This window comes from Mucilaginibacter sp. cycad4, from assembly GCF_034263275.1.
Lineage (GTDB): Bacteria > Bacteroidota > Bacteroidia > Sphingobacteriales > Sphingobacteriaceae > Mucilaginibacter.
On record NZ_CP139559.1, the window covers coordinates 5,232,817 to 5,251,666 of the forward strand.

Consider the following 18,850-nt stretch of genomic DNA (forward strand, 5'->3'; position numbering starts at 1 on the left):
TCTAAAATAGGTTGACCAAAAGGTTAACGACTAAACAGGAAGCAAGAGTTAATCGCCTTTCAATTTGGGCGTTCGGCTTTAAGCTTTCGCCTTTATCCAAACAACAAGCCAAAAACCTCTTCAATACTGCTTACAATTTTGATGTCGATATTGTAGCGGGAAAGATCCATACGCTTCTTATCCTGGCCACTGGCGGGGAGGTTATATTTGGAAATAAAGATCTGGTTGAAGCCAAGCTTCTGAGCTTCGGCAATGCGCTGTTCAACCCGGTTCACAGCCCTGATCTCGCCCGAGAGACCGAGCTCGCCTGCAAAGCAGGTTTTGAACGGGATTGGCATATCCTCATGCGAGGATATGATAGCCGCGGCGAGGCCGAGGTCAATGGCAGGATCTTCAACTCTTATGCCGCCGGTAATATTCAGGAATACATCTTTTGCACCCAGCCTGAAACCACAGCGTTTTTCCAATACCGCCAGCAGCATGCTCATGCGTTTGGTATCAAAACCCGTAGCGGTGCGCTGCGGCATACCATACGCCGAAGTACTAACCAAGGCCTGGGTTTCAATCAGCATTGGCCTCATACCCTCTAAGGTAGCCGAAATAGTGATGCCGCTCAATGGTGTTTCCCGGTGCGAGAGCAAGATCTCCGACGGATTGGACACCTCCCTCAGGCCCTCACCCATCATTTCATAAATGCCCAGTTCAGATGATGAGCCGAAACGGTTTTTGATGGTCCGCAAAATCCGGTAAACATGGTGCCTGTCACCCTCAAACTGCAGCACGGTATCAACCATATGCTCCAATATTTTCGGGCCTGCAATCATGCCGTCCTTGGTAATATGGCCAATCAAAAATACCGGGGTCGAAGTCTCTTTAGCAAAACGAAGCAGTTCGGCAGTACATTCCCGAACCTGAGATACGCTGCCGGGTGTTGATTCGATATGTGCCGAGTGCAGGGTTTGGATGGAATCGATCACCACGAGGTCGGGTTCTAATGATTCTATTTGCTTAAATATATTTTGGGTTGATGTTTCGGTAAGGATATAACAAGCGCCGCCCCCCCCGCCCCCTAAAGGGGGAGCTTGTTTATCATCAAAATTTGTTGAAGCGCTATTTTTAGCCCCCCCTTTAGGGGGCGGGGGGGGCGATAACCTTTCCGCCCTCATCTTAATTTGCCGGTCACTTTCTTCACCCGATACATAGAGCACCTTTTGATGGGGCATGTTAAGCGCCAACTGTAACATCAGCGTTGATTTGCCTATACCGGGTTCCCCACCTATAAGCACCAGTGAGCCGGGTACTATACCACCGCCCAAAACGCGGTTAAACTCTTTATCCGGCGTAGGTACACGATGTTCTTCGGCATAGGTGATATCAGCCACCTGCACGGGTTTATTGGCCCGCTGCTGGCTGGTTGACGCGGGTTTCCAGGCCGGTACCGATGCATTACCTTTTTCAATCACCTCCTCAACAAAAGTGTTCCATTGCTGGCATGACGGGCATTTACCCAGCCATTTGGGCGATTCAAAGCCACAGCTTTGACAAAAGTACGCGATCTTTGATTTGGCCATTATTCAGTTGTGCAGATTACAGATGTGCAAATATGCAGATTATTTTGATTTTTACTAAATTAATTAGCAAAACACATTGATGAATGCTACTCAATTACCTTTATTTCTTATCCGCATAGATCCTGAAATACCCACACTCTTTCAGCACTTCTTTATAGTAGGCCGTTTTACTATATTTCTCTTTTAGCTCGGCAAAATAATTGTAGTACGCCCCGGTAACAGGCTGACTGGCTTTTATGTCGGCAAACTTGTCGGCACCTTTAAAGCTTGGGTCATTGTAAATTTCATTCAGCGCGCATTTGCTCAGCATGAATGTACAAAGGGCACGTTGCTCGTCAGTCGCTGCGTTTTTCCGTGCCAGTTCATAATACCTGATAGCTGTACGCATGGAAGTTAGCTTATCATCCATCCTTTCTTCGCCCTCATAATAATAACGACTGGTAGGGCCCGAAGCAACCACGTCTCCCTCATAAAACAGCCTCGCGTTACCGTAATAGGTAATGTTATAATAGGCATTGGCAACCGCGTAAGCATTACGATAAATGTTTTTCCCGTTTTTAATATCGGCATCCATGGCATACAATGTTTCTAAAAAGTTTAATGGTGTAAACTTTTTCATCTTCATAGCCGCATGGTCACAATCATGACAGTCAACTAACCTGCCGGCAAAAGGGTTACCGGCAAGCACAAAATCTTCGGGCTTCATTTTCTTAAGCTGAACAATGGCTTCAGGTAATTTTTGCTGATAGGTTAATGCGACAGCCTGATGGTAATATAAATTGTTTAGTGTTATCGGGTAGTACCGTAGCATTGCCAGCTCAAAGGCGGTTTTATCCGGCTTATTCAGCAGATCAATCATTTGCTGCACCCGGGCGCTATCCGCATAAAAATATTGTACGCTACCATTAAAACATTCTTCCCTAAGAAGATTACCTTGCTTTTTATAAAGCCGCGATATGGCAAAGTTGCAAACCGAAATGGCGTTATCAAACCGCAGGTCTTTTATCTTAATCTTATTATCGCGCAGGTTGGCAAGCCAGTTAAGGGGCTCCGTTAATTTTGCCTCCGCAACGGCATCCATTTTTTTAAGGTTTTTGATATATAACATCAGGTCAAGCAACTTGCCCTGCGCTATAATCATTTTATCGCCGGCAGGGAACTGGCTTTTTGCCGCAGCGTAAAACTTACCGGCTGCGGAGTAGTTGCTATCCAAAAAGTTAAGGTAACCAGCGGCGAGGTTCCAATAGTAAGGCTTGGCTGTATTATTTTTAAGGGCGATGTTTTCAATAAGCCGTTTACCATCGTTATCGGATTTTATTACCGAATCGGCAGGTTTACCGGCTCCTGTTGCGGCCTCCCTGATATTAATCAGACGACTTAACAGCAGGTCCAGCTTTTCGGATTTTGGATTGATGGCCGCGATAGATTTTATAGCCCTTGCGGCATCATATTGTACCCCCATCATATGCCACAAGGTTATTTTCTCTTCGGGCGTTTTGGCAAGCCTGAGTGTAGCGTTCCAATCACTTTCATTTTGCGGGTGGAAGCTCCAGAAACTCGGGATCTTTAATTTATAAGTGTAATCATAACAAAAGCTGTACAGGTAGTTTGATAGGGCGTAGTTTTTTTGCCTGTAATAATATCCGGCTACATAGCCCATTGTGCGGTAGTAAATGAGGTTTTTGGGGAAATGCTCCTTAAACTGATTGAACAATTTCACAGTTGTTGCCGACGACGAATTATCCAGGAAGTAATAATAACGAACGGCTTGAAACCATAACCGCTCTTTGATAAAAGGATCTGTTTCGGCGTCGAAGGCACTGATCAGCGTTGAAGCCAGCTTTACCGGCGAATGATTAGGCTTTACTTTGTCCCACGAATAATATTGATCGTTTACCGAATAAACCTCAGTGCTTTTGGCCAGCTTTAGGTAGCTATAAAAAGCGTTGAGCATTTTTGCCGATACGGTACCGGTGCTCATAGCCGGATATTTAGCGGGCAATACTTTGAGCGCGCCGGCTGATTTACGGGAAATGGAATCAACAGCGCCGGCACTGGCTTTAATAAGCAGGTACTGAAGTGATGCTTTGCTGAATTGATGGCTAAAATGATCGTACCATTCGTCAACAATAATATCGTTATACCAGGTATTGCTCCCATCGGTATAGCCCAGGCCATAGTAAACTTCGTTGCCCGTGTAAAAGAAGGGAGAGTATTGTTTGTTAACAAAATATTCGGGGGTAAAAACTGAATATTCTTCCTCATACGAATCGGCACAGGCCCAGATCACTCCTGCTATCGTTAGCGTGCATAAACTAAAAACGAGCAGAAATTTGCGTAATGGTTTCCTGGTTAAATTTTGAAAGGTCGATATTGGCCAGCTCATAGTAGATGATAGTTGTATGTTTTTGTTTAGGCAGATGCTGTGTTAATTGTTTGGCAGCAGCGTTCAATGTATTGCTGTCCGTTTCTTCAAGCTTAAAAATATCATTTTGTTTGATATAAATTCCATCAAGGAAAAAGCTTGTTCTGGCCCGGTAATTTGCCAGCCCTTCTGTTGGTTCAAAACGGGCCGGATCGGCAAGTTGTCTTCGCGCTATTTTTCCATATATCTGGATCACCCGGCCATCCCTGATGTGAACAGACCAGGAAAACAAAGGCAAGGCAATATCCAGCTTCAGTGGATAGCTGCCCAAGTAAGCGACATATTTATCGGCATCATCGCTATTGTATATTGAACTGGGCTGCTGAAGATCGGCATTGAGCTTGCCCATGTTATAAAACATCAGTACGCCTGCATCAACGGGTGGCACACCTGTGCGGTCCTTAAATTTAACCTGGTGCAGGCGGATGGTAGCCTCCAATTGTTTTTTACTAAGCTTTTTAAATGCCTTAAGGAAGCTGAAGTATTTGTCCCGGGTACTTAATGACCAGTCGCAGTCAACCTGTACTTTGGTATAGCTGATCTTCTTTTCCGCGGACAGCTCATTTATTAGTTTATTGCAATGGCCGGCAAGGGTGGTTACGGCAGTATCAGCAATATTTTCGAAAGTTTTGTTGGTGATGTAGATAACCGGGGTAATGTTCAATCCTTTTGGAATGTCGCTAAACCGCACAACCGCATTGGGATAGGAGCGTTGCTCTTTATCATTCCAGCTTACATCAAAAAAACGGAGATAGACATTATTGCCGGTTTGTTTTAATAAGCCGGCTTGTTGTTCATTGAGCTTGAAGCCGGTTTTCCAGTAATAGAATGCAGTTGTGGCATTGCCGGGTTTTTTACAGGAAGTTAACGGAAATAGCAAAACTACAACTGTAAACCAACCAAGAGATTTAAACATAATAAAGCAGCAGACTATTTTATCGGGAGTAAAGTACGGGATTTTTCGATAGATTGCTGAAGGGAAATAACTGCAGGGGTCGAAGTTTAGCGACCGCGTAGCTTCGTCCTAAAATGGGTTAAGCTTTCAGCTTAACCTCGACCAGTACCAGACCATTAAGAGCTTACTTATTCAATTTCTTTTCAACTGCACTCCGTTGGTTGGAGCCTGCTGATTTCTTTGCCGCTTCCACCTTTTTTGCGGTTGTACCTTCTTTGCGTGCTTCATAGTTCAATTCGTGTGGCTGCTCTGATACAGAGTTCCTTTCCACTTTTACGCCTCTTTTTGACATAGCTTTTCTTATTAGATGTAACTGATTAACAACGGCACACTTCAATGGTTTTAACCACCGGGTAAATAATTGTCTTTTTAAATTAATTACAACTAAATGAAATGTAGCTTGTTCAGCTATAAAGAAAAAAGCTATGAAAAACCTATTTGCACAAAAAAACAATACCGGATTATGGATCACAGCCGGCATAACAGGAGTTTTGGCAGCAGGCGCGGGGATCTGGTTTTACTTCCGTGGCAAAAGATCAGATGACACAGCCGGCTCCCAACAGGAACACGTTCAGGATTATCTTGAAGCCAAACACCCCAAAAAGAAAAAACATAAAACCGATGTAGACGAGTTGGCAGACCTGGTGCATCATCAGGCAACCTGAAAAGATTGTATACCCCTAACTGGTCGAAGTTAAGCGGTCGGCAAACTTCGACCAACAGGGTTTGCAGCGCGAAGCAACCGGAAAGCAGCACGATAACTATTATTAAGTAAACGTTTTTATTTAATGTGAGGAAGACGTACCTGCACTTAAAACAAGTATTTACTCTTCTGATGTCAGCATTACAGCACACAGCGCTCTTATTGTTTCAGCTAACTTACCTTCCGCGTTTAATTGTACAAGTTCTGTCTCTCTAAAAACCCGTTTATGTGATTTCCCCTCGTGCTTTGCCTCTATGGTAATAAAGGCTTCAGGGTTTAAGCTATCAGGGCCTGATCTCGTTACCTTCAAAACCTCGAAGTTTGGTTCGAAAATCTCTTTTATTTTATCAACTATCTCCATATCTCAAAAATAAATGTATTGGTTTTAAAAAACATCAGATCCGACCGGGCTATTTTTCACATTTGCTTATATCTCGCTTTTAATAATTAACATTTGATTACCCCCTTTTTGAAATTCGTAGTCTACTTTTTGTATATCAATATTAAAATCGCGGCCGAGCACGGCAAGTAGTTCGTCAAAAAATGGAGGCGCCCCGGCATTGAGGTTTAATATTGGGAAGATTCGCAATTCGGAGCATATGCGCATGATCTCGTGTATAGTCTCTATATGAAATTTTAACCCCAGATTATCATACAGCAACAAAAAATGAGAGCTTAAGCCCAACTCAAATGCGTTATCCGCGAAAGAGGTTTTAGCGGGCATGGTATGTTTAATATATCTCTGCCGGAAGCAGTCCTGCTCAAAATCCCGCAGAAAGTGGTTCATCGCGGCCATTCTTATTTCCTGCAGTTCTTCCACATCTCTAATATTGTTCCAAACAAACTTATCGGTGTTGGCCCTCATCTGGCCTATCACTTCTAAACAGGTTTCATCAATCCGTTTTCGGATATCATCAGTCGAAAATTGGTATAAAGGATCGATGGAGGTAACCCGCTTGCCCATCGCATGCATTTCAGCATTAAAGCTTGCCGGACCATCGCCTATACTGACGATCTTTTTGGTAACATCACCGGCACTGAGGTTAAACATTTGCTGATACTCGGTAAACGTACGGCCCCAGGGCACAACACTATTTAGTTCAAAAGCCATTATAATAATTTTTGTTATGGATAAAAAAGGTACCCGCATATAATGTGCGGCCGGATGGGTATTGAAAAAGGACTAATACTTAATAGTCGTTATAATCCCGGCTGCACAAAGCTGTGACGCCACCAATTGAGTTTGGTTATGTGGGAGTTGATCATTGATGGACAAGATATGATTAAAGGCCGGCAATAGCAAAGTTTATTACATATTCGAAATGCTAACCGACACGGGTTGCATTTTAGCGAAAGGTAATCTCTTGCTACCGTAAGGTTATATTTTGTGGTAGATATCCCGCACTTAGCCTTGCGGTGGCGACGGCCAGTCTGACAGCAGCGATAGGTAACTCTGTTCTGAATAGATTTAAGGTAGTCCCAAAACCAAAAAGAGCAGATGCTCATCCAAACATCTGCTCTTTTTAAAGATCTTTAATTTTGTGCCCTTTTCAAACTTTGCACATCTGAAGTTTTTACAGTTTAATTTCTTCGTCTTTTGAGGAGAAGAAATGGAACTCGGTGATTTGGTAGGATGGGTTATTTTTAACCTTGATCCATTGGCCATATTTGATAAACCACTTCATTTGGCGGTTATAGATGCCCTTTTTAATAAAGGCCTCAATATATGGGTGTACACACAGGGTTATACCTTTTTCGTTTTGCTCGGTAAGGATGTAATTGAAATTATTTTCAATATCGTCCATCAGCAAAATGGTTGGCCTGATAGTGCCGGTTCCGTTACAGGTAGGGCAAACCTCGCTGGTAACAATGTTCATTTCGGGCCTCACACGCTGACGGGTGATCTGCACCAGTCCAAATTTGCTCGGAGGCAAAATGGTGTGCTTGGCACGGTCGTACTGCATTTCGGCACGCAGAAAATCAAAGAGCTCCTTGCGGTTTTGCGGTTTGTGCATGTCGATAAAATCGATCACCACAATGCCGCCCATATCGCGCAGGCGTAATTGCCTTGCAATTTCTTTGGCCGCTTCCTTATTTACCTGGTAAGCGTTCTCTTCCTGGTTTTCTTTGCTGGCTGTACGGTTACCGCTGTTTACGTCAATAACGTGCAGGGCTTCGGTATGCTCAATTACCAGGTAAGCGCCGCCGGCAAGGTTCACGGTTTTACCAAATGCGCCTTTGATCTGCTTTTCGATACCGAAATGGTCAAATATAGGCTCCTTATGCTTGTGCATGCGGACTATACTTTCCATATCAGGCGAAATTTCATGAATGTATGACCGAATTTCTTCGAACATACTATTGTCATTGGTATAAATGTGCTGAAAATCGGGGTTCAAAATATCCCTGAGGATAGTTGATGTACGCCCTATTTCGCCCAATACCTTTTTTGAAGGCTCAACAGAAGGCAGCTTGGTAATAAACTGCTCCCATTTCGAGATCAGGTCAAGCAGGTCTTTCTGCAGCTCATCAACCCCTTTACCTTCGGAAACTGTACGGATGATAACGCCAAAATGCTTTGGCTTAATGCTCTCAACTACTTTACGGAGCCTGTTACGCTCGGTATTGCTTTTTATCTTTTTCGAAATAGAAATAGCTTCCGAAAAAGGTACTAAAACAACGTACCGCCCCGCTATTGACAGGTCGGAACTTAAACGCGGCCCCTTGGTTGATATGGGTTCTTTGGCTATTTGTACCGGGATAAGCTGGTTTTTGGTTAATATCTCAGAGATCTTGCCTCCTTTATTGATATCGGCCTCAAGCTTAAACCCATCCAATAGCTTTGACTGATATCCCCCGCTACGTACTTGCTTGGTCAGCTTAAGCAGGCTTTGTACCTGCGGACCAAGATCAAGATAATGCAAAAAGGCATCCTTCTCATAGCCAACGTCAACAAAGGCGGCATTTAAGCTGGGCATGATCTTTTTGATGCGGCCCAGGTAAATATCGCCAACTGTATAGTTGTTGCTTACCTGTTCTTTGTGAAGCTCTACGAGTTGTTTATCCTGTAATAATGCAATGGTAGCCCCGTTGGGGGATGAATCGATAATTAATTCTTTTATCAATTGCTACTCCATTTCTTATAACGGTAAAAACCGTGTGTTAATAAGTGGGTAAAAAAACACTAATAATAAAAAGTTACCCGCCCCGTATTGAGGCAGGTAAAACAATGTTTAGTCTTAAGTCATTAGTCGAAAGTTTAAAGTCAGGAAAGAAAGACTTTGTACTTAAGACTAAGTACTATCGACTTAACATAAATGCTTATTTCTTTTTATGTCTGTTTTTTCTTAAACGTTTTTTACGTTTGTGGGTAGCCATTTTGTGTCTTTTACGTTTTTTACCGCTCGGCATAATAATAATTTTTAAATGTGTGTTAGTTATTTAATTCCTTGATATATCCATCAATGCGCTGACTGAATACAGGGTCAGGCATCATTTCTTTGCATTTCTGGTAAGCATCAATAGCTTCCTTTTTCATACCTAATTGCTTGTAGCTTTCGGCTAAATAGAAAGTAGGCTCCAGTTCCTGCTTTTGTGCAAGCAGTGTTTTAAACCTGCCTACCGCTTTTTCATACTGACCCGATTTCATGGCAAACATCCCTAAGTTAAGGTTAGCGTTCCAGTTGTTCGGGTCTTTTTTAACAACTTCAAGCAGTAGCGCAATGCCCTGCATAGGGCCTGCTGCTCCATTTACATAAGCTATGCCCAACCCGGTTTTGCCTTCAAGGCTTTCGGGCTGTAATTTCAAAGCATTTTGAAATGCTTCGGCTGCGTTGCTTACAAAAGCGGGCTGCAATAAAGTATCTTGTGTAAGTTTATAGGCATCATTAAAACGGTTACCTGCGCTGATCCAATCTTGCGCCTTGTTATCCTTACGGGCTAATGCCTGATAGTAAAACGCTGCGGGTGCAGGTTGGTTAACATCGTCCCAGTGAGTGGCCAGCTGCTTTTGCAAAGCCGGCGCATCTGCGTCTGATGCTTTCTTTAGCTGGGTTTCAAGGTCATTTATCTTAGCTGCCAATGCATCCCCAATAGCTGCTTTGGCAGGGGCCGATACCATATCAACAGTAACGTTAGCTGCCGGCTTAACGGCGCCTGCTGAGGCGGCCATCGCCGGTTTGCCGTTTTTATCGTCTTTTGGTTTTACCAAACCTTTAACGGGCAACCAATACAAATAGCCCATAATAACAACTACTGCTGCACTAACGACTATTTGCTTTTTATTCATGATGGCGTATAATTATTTTTTGCTGGTTTTGTTACCTGACTTTACTTTCTCAACAAAAGTTTTAGCTGGCTTAAAGCTTGGTACAAAATGTTCAGGGATAATGATGGCAGTATTTTTTGAAATGTTACGTGCTGTTTTCTTAGCTCTTTTTTTAACCACAAAACTACCGAACCCTCTTACATAAACATTTTCGCCGCCAACCATTGAGCTTTTAACAACCTTGAAAAACGCCTCAACAGTTTCCTGCACGTCTACTTTCTCTATACCTGTCTTTGATGAGATTTCAGTTATAATTTCTGCCTTAGTCATATCTTATTTACTTAATTTAATTTTATAAATACTTAACTGTTTTGGGGTTGCAAAAGTATTGCTTTATCCGTTAACAGCGAAATATTTATCCGTTTTTTTTTACCAATGGCGCAAAACCTACATTTTCGTTACAATTTTGAGTATGAGAGGCTTATAAATTACTGGTTAAACACCAATTTGCCAATGTAAAGAAGTGTGAAAAAAAGTGTGAAAATCCATCATTCCAGCCCGTGGCGAAGGCTTGCAATTTCACAGGTATGCAGCCCGCATTTATCCCCGGTTTTTTAATTTTGATCCCTCACAATTTCTTACTTTCCGGCTCATTCCCCCTCCAATCCTGCCTCTTGATTCTTAATTTCTTGCCTCTTGATTTCTTGCCTCTTGATTCTTGATTTCTTGACTCTTGACTCCTCTTGATTCTTAATTACTTTTACACCAATGAATTTTACCGACGAAGTGGTACAATGGTACTTAAACAACAAACGCGACCTGCCCTGGCGTAATACTACTGATCCTTATGTGATCTGGCTATCTGAGATCATCCTGCAGCAAACCCGGGTAGAACAGGGCATGCCTTATTTTTACCGCTTCCTTGAAAAATATCCTGATGTAAGCAGTTTTGCCGCCGCCCATGAGGATGAGATCCTGAAGCTATGGCAGGGATTGGGTTACTACTCAAGGGGGCGCAATATGCTCAAAACAGCCCGGCTTGTACAGGAACTCCATAACGGCCACTTTCCTGACAGCTATAATGAACTGATAAAACTAAAAGGTATTGGCGAATATACAGCCGCCGCTATCGCGTCGTTTGCGGCTAATGAAGCCAAAGCTGTGGTGGACGGTAACGTTTATCGTGTACTGGCACGCTACCTGGGTATTTATGAGCCCATCAACTCAACCGGGGGTAAAAAAACATTTCAAAAGGCTGCCGATGATTTTCTTAATAAGAAAATGCCGGGACTGCACAATCAGGCTATGATGGAGTTTGGCGCTATGCTGTGCAAACCTAAAAATCCAGCCTGCGGTATTTGCCCTGTCCGCCTGGGTTGTGTAGCCTTTAACACCGATGCTGTTGCCGATCTCCCGGTGAAATTAAAAACAGTAAAAGTACGTGAGCGCTTTTTTAATTATTTCCTGGTAACTAACGGCAATACCGTTTTGATGAGCAAAAGGGGCGATAAAGACATCTGGGCCAATATGTTTGATTTACCCATGGTAGAAACAAGCTCACTTTTAACCCTGGAAGAGCTATTGAAACAACCTGAAGTTTTAGCTGTTTTTGGTAATGATATTAAAGCTATTGAAGTTTCGACGGTGCATAAACACATCCTTACCCATCAGCGGCTTTTTGTAAGGCTGATAAAAATTGAAAACCAGCCCCTCAAAACAAACGAAAACTGGGTTAAAATCAACGTTCAAAACCTGCCGGAGTTAGCATTGCCAAAAATCATTTTTATATTATTAAAAAATATTTTTAATTTGTAAAATAATTTTGCGTTAATTTATGGCATGTCTGGAATAAACAAAGTAATACTCGTTGGTCACTTAGGCAAAGACCCTGAAGTACGGAATTTAGAAGGTGGCGTATCCGTTACGAGTTTCCCTTTAGCTACTTCCGAAACCTTTAATAAAGATGGCCGCAAGGTTGAACAAACCGAATGGCATAACATTGTAATGTGGCGTGGCCTGGCCGAAGTTGCAGCCAGGTTTCTTTCAAAAGGAAAACTGGTGTATATTGAAGGAAAGTTGCGTACCCGCTCATTCGAGGATAAGGAGGGCGTTAAAAAGTACACTACCGAAGTTGTGGCCGAAAACTTTACCATGCTTGGCCGCAAAAGTGATTTTGAAACCGAGCCGTTAAAATCACCCTTAAAAAACGGGGATTCGTTTATCGATCATTTAGATGCCGAAGATTATTAAATTACCGATACTTACTAAAACATCCCAAAGAAAAAATGCCGGTAACGCTTGTCACTGGCATCTTTTATGTCCCGGAGAATTATAAATCTGTTATTGCTTAAAATAGCTCACACCCTGCGGCGGGGTACAATCTTCGGCTGGTCCGCATATATATGTCAGCGTAAGTACATTCCCGCCTGCATTTAAAACCATATTGTAATTGGCCGTTACTGCAATAATATTATTAACTGCCGCCAGTTCGGAAACCGGGCCAAAAGCATTGTTTTTGTTTTGATAATCAGTTATATCATACAAGGTTAAGACCGAATTCTGGATCTTATATTTTCCAACCCTTTTTGACGATGTTCCGATAAGCTTTTTAGAAACCGAGTCGATACTGGTTACCGTACCTTCAAATGTATGGTCGGTTTTAAAATCGTATTCATATTGTGTCCCTTGTTTTGAAAATGCAGCAGGAACAATCCATTTTCCGGATATATTTAGCTCACTATTTGTTACCGTCTCTTTATGACAGCCCCAAAAAACCGTTACTAAAACAATGGCTAACAAGCCTAACACTTTTGCAGGATTCGTAATCTGTTTCATATCAATGGTTACGCTTATAAAAAGCATAATGATACAGCCGCATATTCTTTTTTTGGTAAAAGCAAAAGCCCTCATATAATGGACTATTATGAGGGCTTTGCCTGTTAATACGTTTATCTTCCTCCCGGAGGGCATTTAGCTTTCAGATACTGTGTGAACAGCGTACGCAGGTGCTGTGTTGTGCCTTCACCTTCTGATATCGAATGCGTACGGTTAGGGTATGACATCAGCTGAAACTGCCGGTTGTATTTTACCAGTTCGTCAATCAGCAGCTCGGCATTTTTGTAATGTACATTATCATCGCCCGTACCATGAATGTAAAGCAGGTTACCTTTCAAATTCTTAGCATAAGTAACCGGCGAACCTTTGACAAACACAGCACGGCCGGCATCATCTGTAGGTACGCCCATATAACGCTCCTGGTAAATGTTATCATAAGTAAGCTGGTTGCCTACCGCTGCTACCGCGATACCGGTTTTATAAACATCACCATACTGGAACATCAGGTTAAGGGTTGATGAACCGCCGCCGCTCCAGCCGTGTACCGCTATACGGGTTGAGTCGACAAAAGGCCATTTGATGATCTCTTTGGCAGCCATAGCCTGGTCGCGGATGTTGATGATGCCAATATTTTTGTAAATAGCCTTGCGCCAGGCGGTGCCTTTAGGGGCAGGAGCGCCACGCCCTTCAACCGACATGTAAATATAGCCGTCGTCGGCCATGCTGCCTTCATACAGCCTGTTACGGCCAGTACCCCAGGTATCTGTTACGGTTTGCCCAGCCGGTTCGCCATAAACGGTAAACAGTACCGGGTATTTTTTATTCGGATCGAAATTGGTTGGCTTTACCATCCAGCCGTCCATTTCAATACCATCAACAGTTTTTACCTTGAAAAACTCAGGTTTATTTTTAGCGTTTTTATCAACGGTTATTACAGTACCGCCGATATGTTTGTGGGCGGGCAAACTGATCACCTCGCTTTGCAGGCGGGTATAGCTGTTGCTGAAATTATGCAGCGCAACCTTGCCATTAGGCGAAATATCATAGCTATGTGTGCCCGGTTCATCGGCAGGTGAAACGCGCTCGGCCGTACCGCCGCTTAATTTTATTTTGTAAAGATATTTCTGTGTAGCATTATCCGGCGATGCAATAAAATATACATAACCCAAAGCTTCATCAATCATATCAATACCGATCACATCATAGTTGCCTTTGGTGATCAGGCTTTCCTTGCCTTCGCGGGTTATTTTATATAAATGACGCCAACCATCCTTCTCGCTCAGCCATAAAAAGCTTTTGCCTTTTTCAATCCAGCCCCAGCCTACCGGGTCGCCGCCGGCTACACGTGCTTTAACATCAATCCATGAATCGTTATGCTCTTCGCGGATTACACGGGTTGCACCGTTTAATACGTTACCGATAAACACGCGGCTTTCATTTTGCGCGCGGTTCAACTGTTCAAGAATAACTTCGTTTGAGTTATCGGCCCATTCCATATTAGGAATGTAATGCTGTACAGCATCACCCGGAACATTGATCCAGGTAGTTGTACCAGTGGTGGTATTAACAACACCCACTTTGCATGAGCTTGGATCTTCGCCTGCAACAGGGTACTCAACCGGCACAACATATGGATAAACCGAATCGGTAGTGTTCAGCATTAAATAGGTTTTGATCTTGCTGGCGTCAATCTGCCAGTAGGCTATCGATTTGCTATCCGGCGACCAGCGGAAACCATCGCGGCAGCCAAACTCTTCTTCATAAGCCCAGTCAAAGGTACCGTTGATAAGCTTTTGGGTACCATCGGTAGTTAATTGCTTTACCGAACCATCGGCCAGGTCTTCCATATAAATGTTATGGCCGCTTACATAAGCTGCTTTAGTACCATCCGGCGAAAATTTGGCGAACATCAATGATGATGCCGGCAGGTTTTTGCCCAACTGCCAAAGCTTTTTGGTATTGGAGTCATACACCCAGTAATCGGCGCGGGTATCGTAGCGCCATACCTTTTTTGTATTGGTATTGATGAGCACTTTTTTGTTATCATCGCTCACTGTAAACCTTTTAACGCTGACAGGTGCTTTGCCTGCTGGCGTCAATTCTTCTTTAGTGATAAAAACAGTTTTTTTTGAGGTGTCACGGGCATCAATCATGATGATCTGCCCGCCGGTGATGCGGTAATACTGATAGCCGTCTTTTGTCCAGTTAACGGCAGCACGTTGCGCCCGGGCAGTATTTTGCTGGATAATTAACAGTAGCGCAGTAAGGAAAAATAATCCCGAACGGTAAAATTTCATATACATTTAGTTTGAATTAATTGAGCGGCGTTATTTTTATTTATTAAGTAACGTCACTGTAAATTTTGCGTTAAATTAGCACAATAAAGAAATCTAAAGCCATCTGTAATGAAAAAAATACTTCTATTCCTTGCTGTCTGCACCTTGTTTTTTACGTCAGTAAATGCCCAGCGGGCCGACAGGAGCAAGTTCATTAAAGACAGTTTAGACCTTTATATCAGCAAGGCCTTAACCAACTGGCGCGTGCCCGGCATAGCTGTTTGTATTGTGAAAGACAATAAGGTTGTGCTGATGAAAGGTTATGGCATTAAAGAGCTTGGCCTCATGAACAAAGTTGATGAAAACACCTTGTTCATGATAGGCAGCAATACCAAGGCTTTCACCGCCACCGCGCTTGCTATGCTGGAGGCAAATAAAAAACTGTCGTTAGATGACAAGGTAACCAAATACATACCGGAATTTAAACTGGAAGACAAAAACGCAAGCGACCAGGTAATAGTGCGTGATCTCCTTTGCCACCGCCTCGGCTTCCGAACCTTCCAGGGCGATTTTACCTTTTACAATACTAACCTTACCCGTCAGGAGGTGATCCAGCGTTTGGGCAAGCTCAAAGCTACTTATCCGTTCCGCACACGCTGGGGTTATACCAACGCTGCATTTTTAACCGCCGGCGAGATCATTCCGAAGGTAACCAACGGGCATTCATGGGAAGCTTATTTAAAGGAAGCCATTTTTGCGCCGCTGGGCATGGGCAACACACTGGCTTTAAGCAAAGATTTGCCAACATCCTTAAACCGCACCGTGCCGCATACTATCGTTGATGGCAGGCTTACCCCAATCCCTTATTGCCAGATAGATGGCATCGCACCTGCAGGGTCTATCAGCTCGTCGGTAAATGATATGAGCAAATGGGTGCTTGCTTTACTGAACGATGGCAAGGTTGGACAGCGCCAGGTGATCCCTTCTGCAGCCATCCAGGCTACACGTGTGCCGCAGGATATTGTGAGCAGTGTTCATCACATGAACGGAGAAAACAACTTTGAACTTTATGGCTTAGGCTGGTTTATCCAGGATTATTCGGGCCACAGGCTGGTGATGCATGATGGCGGGGTTAACGGCTATCTGTCGTCTGTAACGCTTTCGCCGCAGGATAACCTGGGCGTCATCATATTAACCAATACCGACCAGAACGAGCTGTTTGAGGCCCTGCGCTGGGATATTTTAGATGCTTACTTTAAACAGCCCTTCCGCAATTACAGCGAGGGTTATTTAAAACAATATAAAGCCAATACTGCAACCGCACAGGCCGAAGATAAAAAGCTGAAAGATTCGGTTGCCTTGAATCCCAAACCTTTATTGTTGCCCAATAAATACATTGGCAAGTACAGCAATGATTTTTATGGCAGCATGGAGGTTACCCAGGGCGAAGGCAGCAACCTTGAAATGCGCTTTGAGCACCACCCCAAAATGTATGCCTTGCTAAAACCGCTTGGCGGCAACCGCTTTTATGTAACTTTCTCTGATCCTACACTTGGGAAAGCTGTATTTCCGTTCACGGTACAAAACGGTGAGGTGACAGGAGTACGCGTAAAAGTGGCTGATTTTGTGGAGCGGGGCGCGTATGATTTTAAAAAGAATTAGGATTCAGCCGAAGCTACAGTCCGGATTTACAGTTTGTAAGGATAATTGGCAAAGCCGGGGCCTCCAAAAAGATAAATGACAGCCAACAGCGTCTTGCCGAACTTGTTTCGGCACCTCACAAGAAAGGTAGACGGCTTGATTTGCAAGCGGCTTAGCAAATGGGGTGTTGAAACAAGTTCAACATGACGATAACTTTTTAATCATCCCAGCCGTTGTTGGTGTTGTCACCAACAACTCTGCTCCATGCATTTGCGGCATTACATAAACAACTAACGGCGTAATATTGTAAATATGAAAAACGTGATTAAAAGGCCGTTAGGGATTGTTGGTGACAACACCAACAACGGCGAGGGGGCGAAGTTACAGTCCGGATTTTACAGTTTGTTAAGGATAATTGGCAAAGCCGGGACCTTCAAAAGATAAATGACAGCCTCCGGCTTCTTGCCGAACTTGTTTCGGCATCCTACGGGACAAGTAGGCGGTTTGCTTAGCAAATGGGGTGTTGAAACAAGTTCAACATGACGATAACTTTTTAATCATCTCACAGGTAGGAATGAAGCTTTTACTTCACGCTGTATAGCACCTGTGTACCATGAAGAAGATCCTTCGCTATCGCTCGGGATGACAAAGGCCCATCTACTGTACTTTACCTCTCCTAAAATAAAATAGCAAAACCCCACAAAAAATCAGCGCCATAATATCTTCCTAAAATGGAAGCTGCCATGGCGCTTAAAAATATCTAACCGATTAAAGTTTATGGCAGTACAATCTTGCGGATGCGGTTGTTATAATAATCGGCTACATACACATTATTGCTCGCATCAACCGCAATACCCTGCGGCGAATTAAAGATCCCTGCCGTGCCGACACCCTCCGCAAAACCGGCCGTTGAGTTCCCGGCAATTGATTTCAATACTTTACTCTTGGTAATTTCCATGATCCTGCCATTCTGATCGGCTATGAACAGGTTGCCGCTTTTGTCAAACGCGATTGCTGATGGGCTGCCAAGAAGAGCGGTTTGTTTATTGCCGCCGGCAAAGGTAGTAACAACACCTGCCGGGGTTATTTTACGAATGGCATGGTTAAGCGTTTCGGCTACGTATATATTATTATCAGCATCGATAGCTATGCCGTTAGGCTTGTTGAAAGTAGCGCTGGTTGCCGTTGCATTATCCAGGTAACTTGCCCCCCTGCTGCCTGCAAATGTGGTAACAACACCGGCCGGCGTTATTTTGCGGATCAGGTTATTGCCCATATCGGCAACAAAAATATTTCCGGAGCCATCAATTGCCAAACCGCGCGGACTGTTAAATGTTGCTGCGGTACCTGTACCATTCGTATATCCCGCATCGCCGCTGCCTGCAAAAGTGCTTACCACACCGGCCGGGGTAATTTTACGGATATTGTTGTTACCATAATCGGCAACGTAAATATTGCCCGATGCATCGGTAACTAAACTTTGCGGGGCATAAAACTGAGCGGTAGCAATAGGGCCATCAACATAACCAATGGCACCATTGCCCGAAAGCGTAGTAACATCTCCTGCTGTGGTAACTTTGCGTATGGCACTGTTAAATGAATCAGCCACATAAATATTGCCGTCGGTACCCACACTTATTCCCTGCGGACTGTTAAAAAAAGCGGCGCCGCCCAAACCGTCAACAAAGTCGGCCGCGCTATTACCGGCCAATGTGCTAACTGTGCCCCCTGTTGATGTTGTACCTTCGCCGGTAGTAAATTGCACCACTTTGCCGTAGCCTGTACCCGCACTGTTTACAGCATAAGCGCGCGCATAATAAGTGGTTTTAGGGCTTAAACCGGTAAGTTTTGTAGTATAGGCGTACAAAATTACTGTATCTGTGGTTTTCTTATCGGCAGTGGTAGGAGTTTGATTGGTGGCGCTGTAACAAATACCGTAGCTGCTCAGGCTTATATCAGTTGATCCGTTAAATAAACCACCTGTATAGGCAATGGTTCCACTTTCGGTAGTCACCACATCCATTGTGGTTAAATCAGGTACCGTTACGGGTGTAACATCTCCTTTTTTACCACAGCTTGTGCCAGCCAAAGCAACGGCAAATAAAAACGCGGCAAATAAAATTGTTTTAGTAAAGCTCTTTTTCACGAGTTAGTTTAAAAGTTATATGTAGTAAAGT

Annotated in this window: 16 protein-coding genes; 4 read left to right on the plus strand and 12 right to left on the minus strand. The window is 43.6% G+C overall.

The features are described from left to right. Positions 1-92: 92 nt before the first annotated feature. From radA to SNE26_RS21250, 4 genes are all read right to left on the minus strand, one after another. A complete protein-coding gene (radA, locus tag SNE26_RS21235) occupies positions 93-1,571 on the minus strand; it encodes a DNA repair protein RadA (protein WP_321555900.1) in 1,479 nt (492 codons plus the stop codon). Between the two features lie 100 nt (positions 1,572-1,671). Continuing rightward, positions 1,672-3,957: a hypothetical protein gene (locus tag SNE26_RS21240; RefSeq protein ID WP_321555901.1), complete on the minus strand. Its 2,286-nt coding sequence runs from the start codon at positions 3,955-3,957 to the stop codon at positions 1,672-1,674. Next, on the minus strand, positions 3,887-4,912 hold the full coding sequence (locus SNE26_RS21245; RefSeq protein WP_321555902.1) for a hypothetical protein: 1,026 nt from the start codon (positions 4,910-4,912) through the stop codon (positions 3,887-3,889). The genes SNE26_RS21240 and SNE26_RS21245 overlap by 71 nt, the downstream gene beginning before the upstream one ends. A gap of 163 nt (positions 4,913-5,075) precedes the next feature. Further along, the gene (locus tag SNE26_RS21250; protein WP_176628781.1) at positions 5,076-5,243 is read right to left on the minus strand and encodes a DUF3606 domain-containing protein; all 168 of its coding nucleotides are present in this window, start codon (positions 5,241-5,243) and stop codon (positions 5,076-5,078) included. A 133-nt stretch (positions 5,244-5,376) separates the two neighbouring features. Between SNE26_RS21250 and SNE26_RS21255 the strand changes: the two genes are divergently transcribed. Next, positions 5,377-5,616: a hypothetical protein gene (locus tag SNE26_RS21255; protein WP_321555903.1), complete on the plus strand. Its 240-nt coding sequence runs from the start codon at positions 5,377-5,379 to the stop codon at positions 5,614-5,616. A 159-nt stretch (positions 5,617-5,775) separates the two neighbouring features. Here the strand turns inward: SNE26_RS21255 and SNE26_RS21260 are convergent, their stop codons facing one another. The 5 genes from SNE26_RS21260 to SNE26_RS21280 all read right to left on the minus strand — a co-directional run bounded on the left by SNE26_RS21260 (position 5,776) and on the right by SNE26_RS21280 (position 10,251). Then, the gene (locus SNE26_RS21260; RefSeq protein WP_321555904.1) at positions 5,776-6,015 is read right to left on the minus strand and encodes a hypothetical protein; all 240 of its coding nucleotides are present in this window, start codon (positions 6,013-6,015) and stop codon (positions 5,776-5,778) included. 66 nt (positions 6,016-6,081) lie between these two features. Beyond that, positions 6,082-6,765 carry a hypothetical protein gene (locus SNE26_RS21265; protein ID WP_321555905.1) on the minus strand — a complete coding sequence of 228 codons (684 nt, stop codon included), beginning with the start codon at positions 6,763-6,765 and terminating at the stop codon, positions 6,082-6,084. A gap of 463 nt (positions 6,766-7,228) precedes the next feature. Further along, positions 7,229-8,779, minus strand: a complete 1,551-nt coding sequence (locus SNE26_RS21270) for an Rne/Rng family ribonuclease (protein ID WP_321555906.1) — start codon at positions 8,777-8,779, stop codon at positions 7,229-7,231. Positions 8,780-9,087: 308 nt separating this feature from the next. Further along, positions 9,088-9,942, minus strand: a complete 855-nt coding sequence (locus SNE26_RS21275) for a tetratricopeptide repeat protein (RefSeq protein ID WP_321555907.1) — start codon at positions 9,940-9,942, stop codon at positions 9,088-9,090. A gap of 12 nt (positions 9,943-9,954) precedes the next feature. Next, positions 9,955-10,251, minus strand: a complete 297-nt coding sequence (locus SNE26_RS21280; protein WP_090534644.1) for an HU family DNA-binding protein — start codon at positions 10,249-10,251, stop codon at positions 9,955-9,957. A gap of 438 nt (positions 10,252-10,689) precedes the next feature. Here SNE26_RS21280 and mutY point away from each other — a divergent pair, with 438 nt between their 5' ends. Then, positions 10,690-11,736, plus strand: a complete 1,047-nt coding sequence (gene mutY, locus SNE26_RS21285; RefSeq protein WP_321555908.1) for an A/G-specific adenine glycosylase — start codon at positions 10,690-10,692, stop codon at positions 11,734-11,736. A gap of 24 nt (positions 11,737-11,760) precedes the next feature. Next, complete coding sequence (locus SNE26_RS21290) at positions 11,761-12,171, plus strand: single-stranded DNA-binding protein (RefSeq protein ID WP_321555909.1); 411 nt, start codon at positions 11,761-11,763, stop codon at positions 12,169-12,171. Positions 12,172-12,261: 90 nt separating this feature from the next. Here the strand turns inward: SNE26_RS21290 and SNE26_RS21295 are convergent, their stop codons facing one another. Both SNE26_RS21295 and SNE26_RS21300 read right to left on the minus strand, forming a co-directional pair. After that, positions 12,262-12,756 (minus strand): hypothetical protein, encoded by a 495-nt coding sequence (locus SNE26_RS21295; RefSeq protein WP_321555910.1) that lies wholly within the window; start codon positions 12,754-12,756, stop codon positions 12,262-12,264. Between the two features lie 113 nt (positions 12,757-12,869). Then, positions 12,870-15,059, minus strand: a complete 2,190-nt coding sequence (locus SNE26_RS21300) for a DPP IV N-terminal domain-containing protein (protein WP_321555911.1) — start codon at positions 15,057-15,059, stop codon at positions 12,870-12,872. A 102-nt stretch (positions 15,060-15,161) separates the two neighbouring features. Here SNE26_RS21300 and SNE26_RS21305 point away from each other — a divergent pair, with 102 nt between their 5' ends. Continuing rightward, complete coding sequence (locus tag SNE26_RS21305; RefSeq protein WP_321555912.1) at positions 15,162-16,694, plus strand: serine hydrolase; 1,533 nt, start codon at positions 15,162-15,164, stop codon at positions 16,692-16,694. A 754-nt stretch (positions 16,695-17,448) separates the two neighbouring features. Here the strand turns inward: SNE26_RS21305 and SNE26_RS21310 are convergent. After that, positions 17,449-18,819 carry an NHL repeat-containing protein gene (locus SNE26_RS21310; RefSeq protein WP_321555913.1) on the minus strand — a complete coding sequence of 457 codons (1,371 nt, stop codon included), beginning with the start codon at positions 18,817-18,819 and terminating at the stop codon, positions 17,449-17,451. Positions 18,820-18,850 lie beyond the last annotated feature (31 nt).

Bases quoted from the DNA above. Each gene is read 5' to 3' on its own strand.
- SNE26_RS21280 (WP_090534644.1), bottom strand. From the start codon at position 10,251: ATGACTAAGGCAGAAATTATAACTGAAATCTCATCAAAGACAGGTATA.
- SNE26_RS21275 (WP_321555907.1), bottom strand. From the start codon at position 9,942: ATGAATAAAAAGCAAATAGTCGTTAGTGCAGCAGTAGTTGTTATTATG.
- SNE26_RS21255 (WP_321555903.1), top strand. From the start codon at position 5,377: ATGAAAAACCTATTTGCACAAAAAAACAATACCGGATTATGGATCACA.
- SNE26_RS21300 (WP_321555911.1), bottom strand. From the start codon at position 15,059: ATGTATATGAAATTTTACCGTTCGGGATTATTTTTCCTTACTGCGCTA.
- mutY (WP_321555908.1), top strand. From the start codon at position 10,690: ATGAATTTTACCGACGAAGTGGTACAATGGTACTTAAACAACAAACGC.
- SNE26_RS21260 (WP_321555904.1), bottom strand. From the start codon at position 6,015: ATGGAGATAGTTGATAAAATAAAAGAGATTTTCGAACCAAACTTCGAG.
- SNE26_RS21245 (WP_321555902.1), bottom strand. From the start codon at position 4,912: ATGTTTAAATCTCTTGGTTGGTTTACAGTTGTAGTTTTGCTATTTCCG.
- SNE26_RS21295 (WP_321555910.1), bottom strand. From the start codon at position 12,756: ATGAAACAGATTACGAATCCTGCAAAAGTGTTAGGCTTGTTAGCCATT.
- SNE26_RS21290 (WP_321555909.1), top strand. From the start codon at position 11,761: ATGTCTGGAATAAACAAAGTAATACTCGTTGGTCACTTAGGCAAAGAC.
- radA (WP_321555900.1), bottom strand. From the start codon at position 1,571: ATGGCCAAATCAAAGATCGCGTACTTTTGTCAAAGCTGTGGCTTTGAA.
- SNE26_RS21250 (WP_176628781.1), bottom strand. From the start codon at position 5,243: ATGTCAAAAAGAGGCGTAAAAGTGGAAAGGAACTCTGTATCAGAGCAG.
- SNE26_RS21265 (WP_321555905.1), bottom strand. From the start codon at position 6,765: ATGGCTTTTGAACTAAATAGTGTTGTGCCCTGGGGCCGTACGTTTACC.
- SNE26_RS21240 (WP_321555901.1), bottom strand. From the start codon at position 3,957: ATGAGCTGGCCAATATCGACCTTTCAAAATTTAACCAGGAAACCATTA.
- SNE26_RS21305 (WP_321555912.1), top strand. From the start codon at position 15,162: ATGAAAAAAATACTTCTATTCCTTGCTGTCTGCACCTTGTTTTTTACG.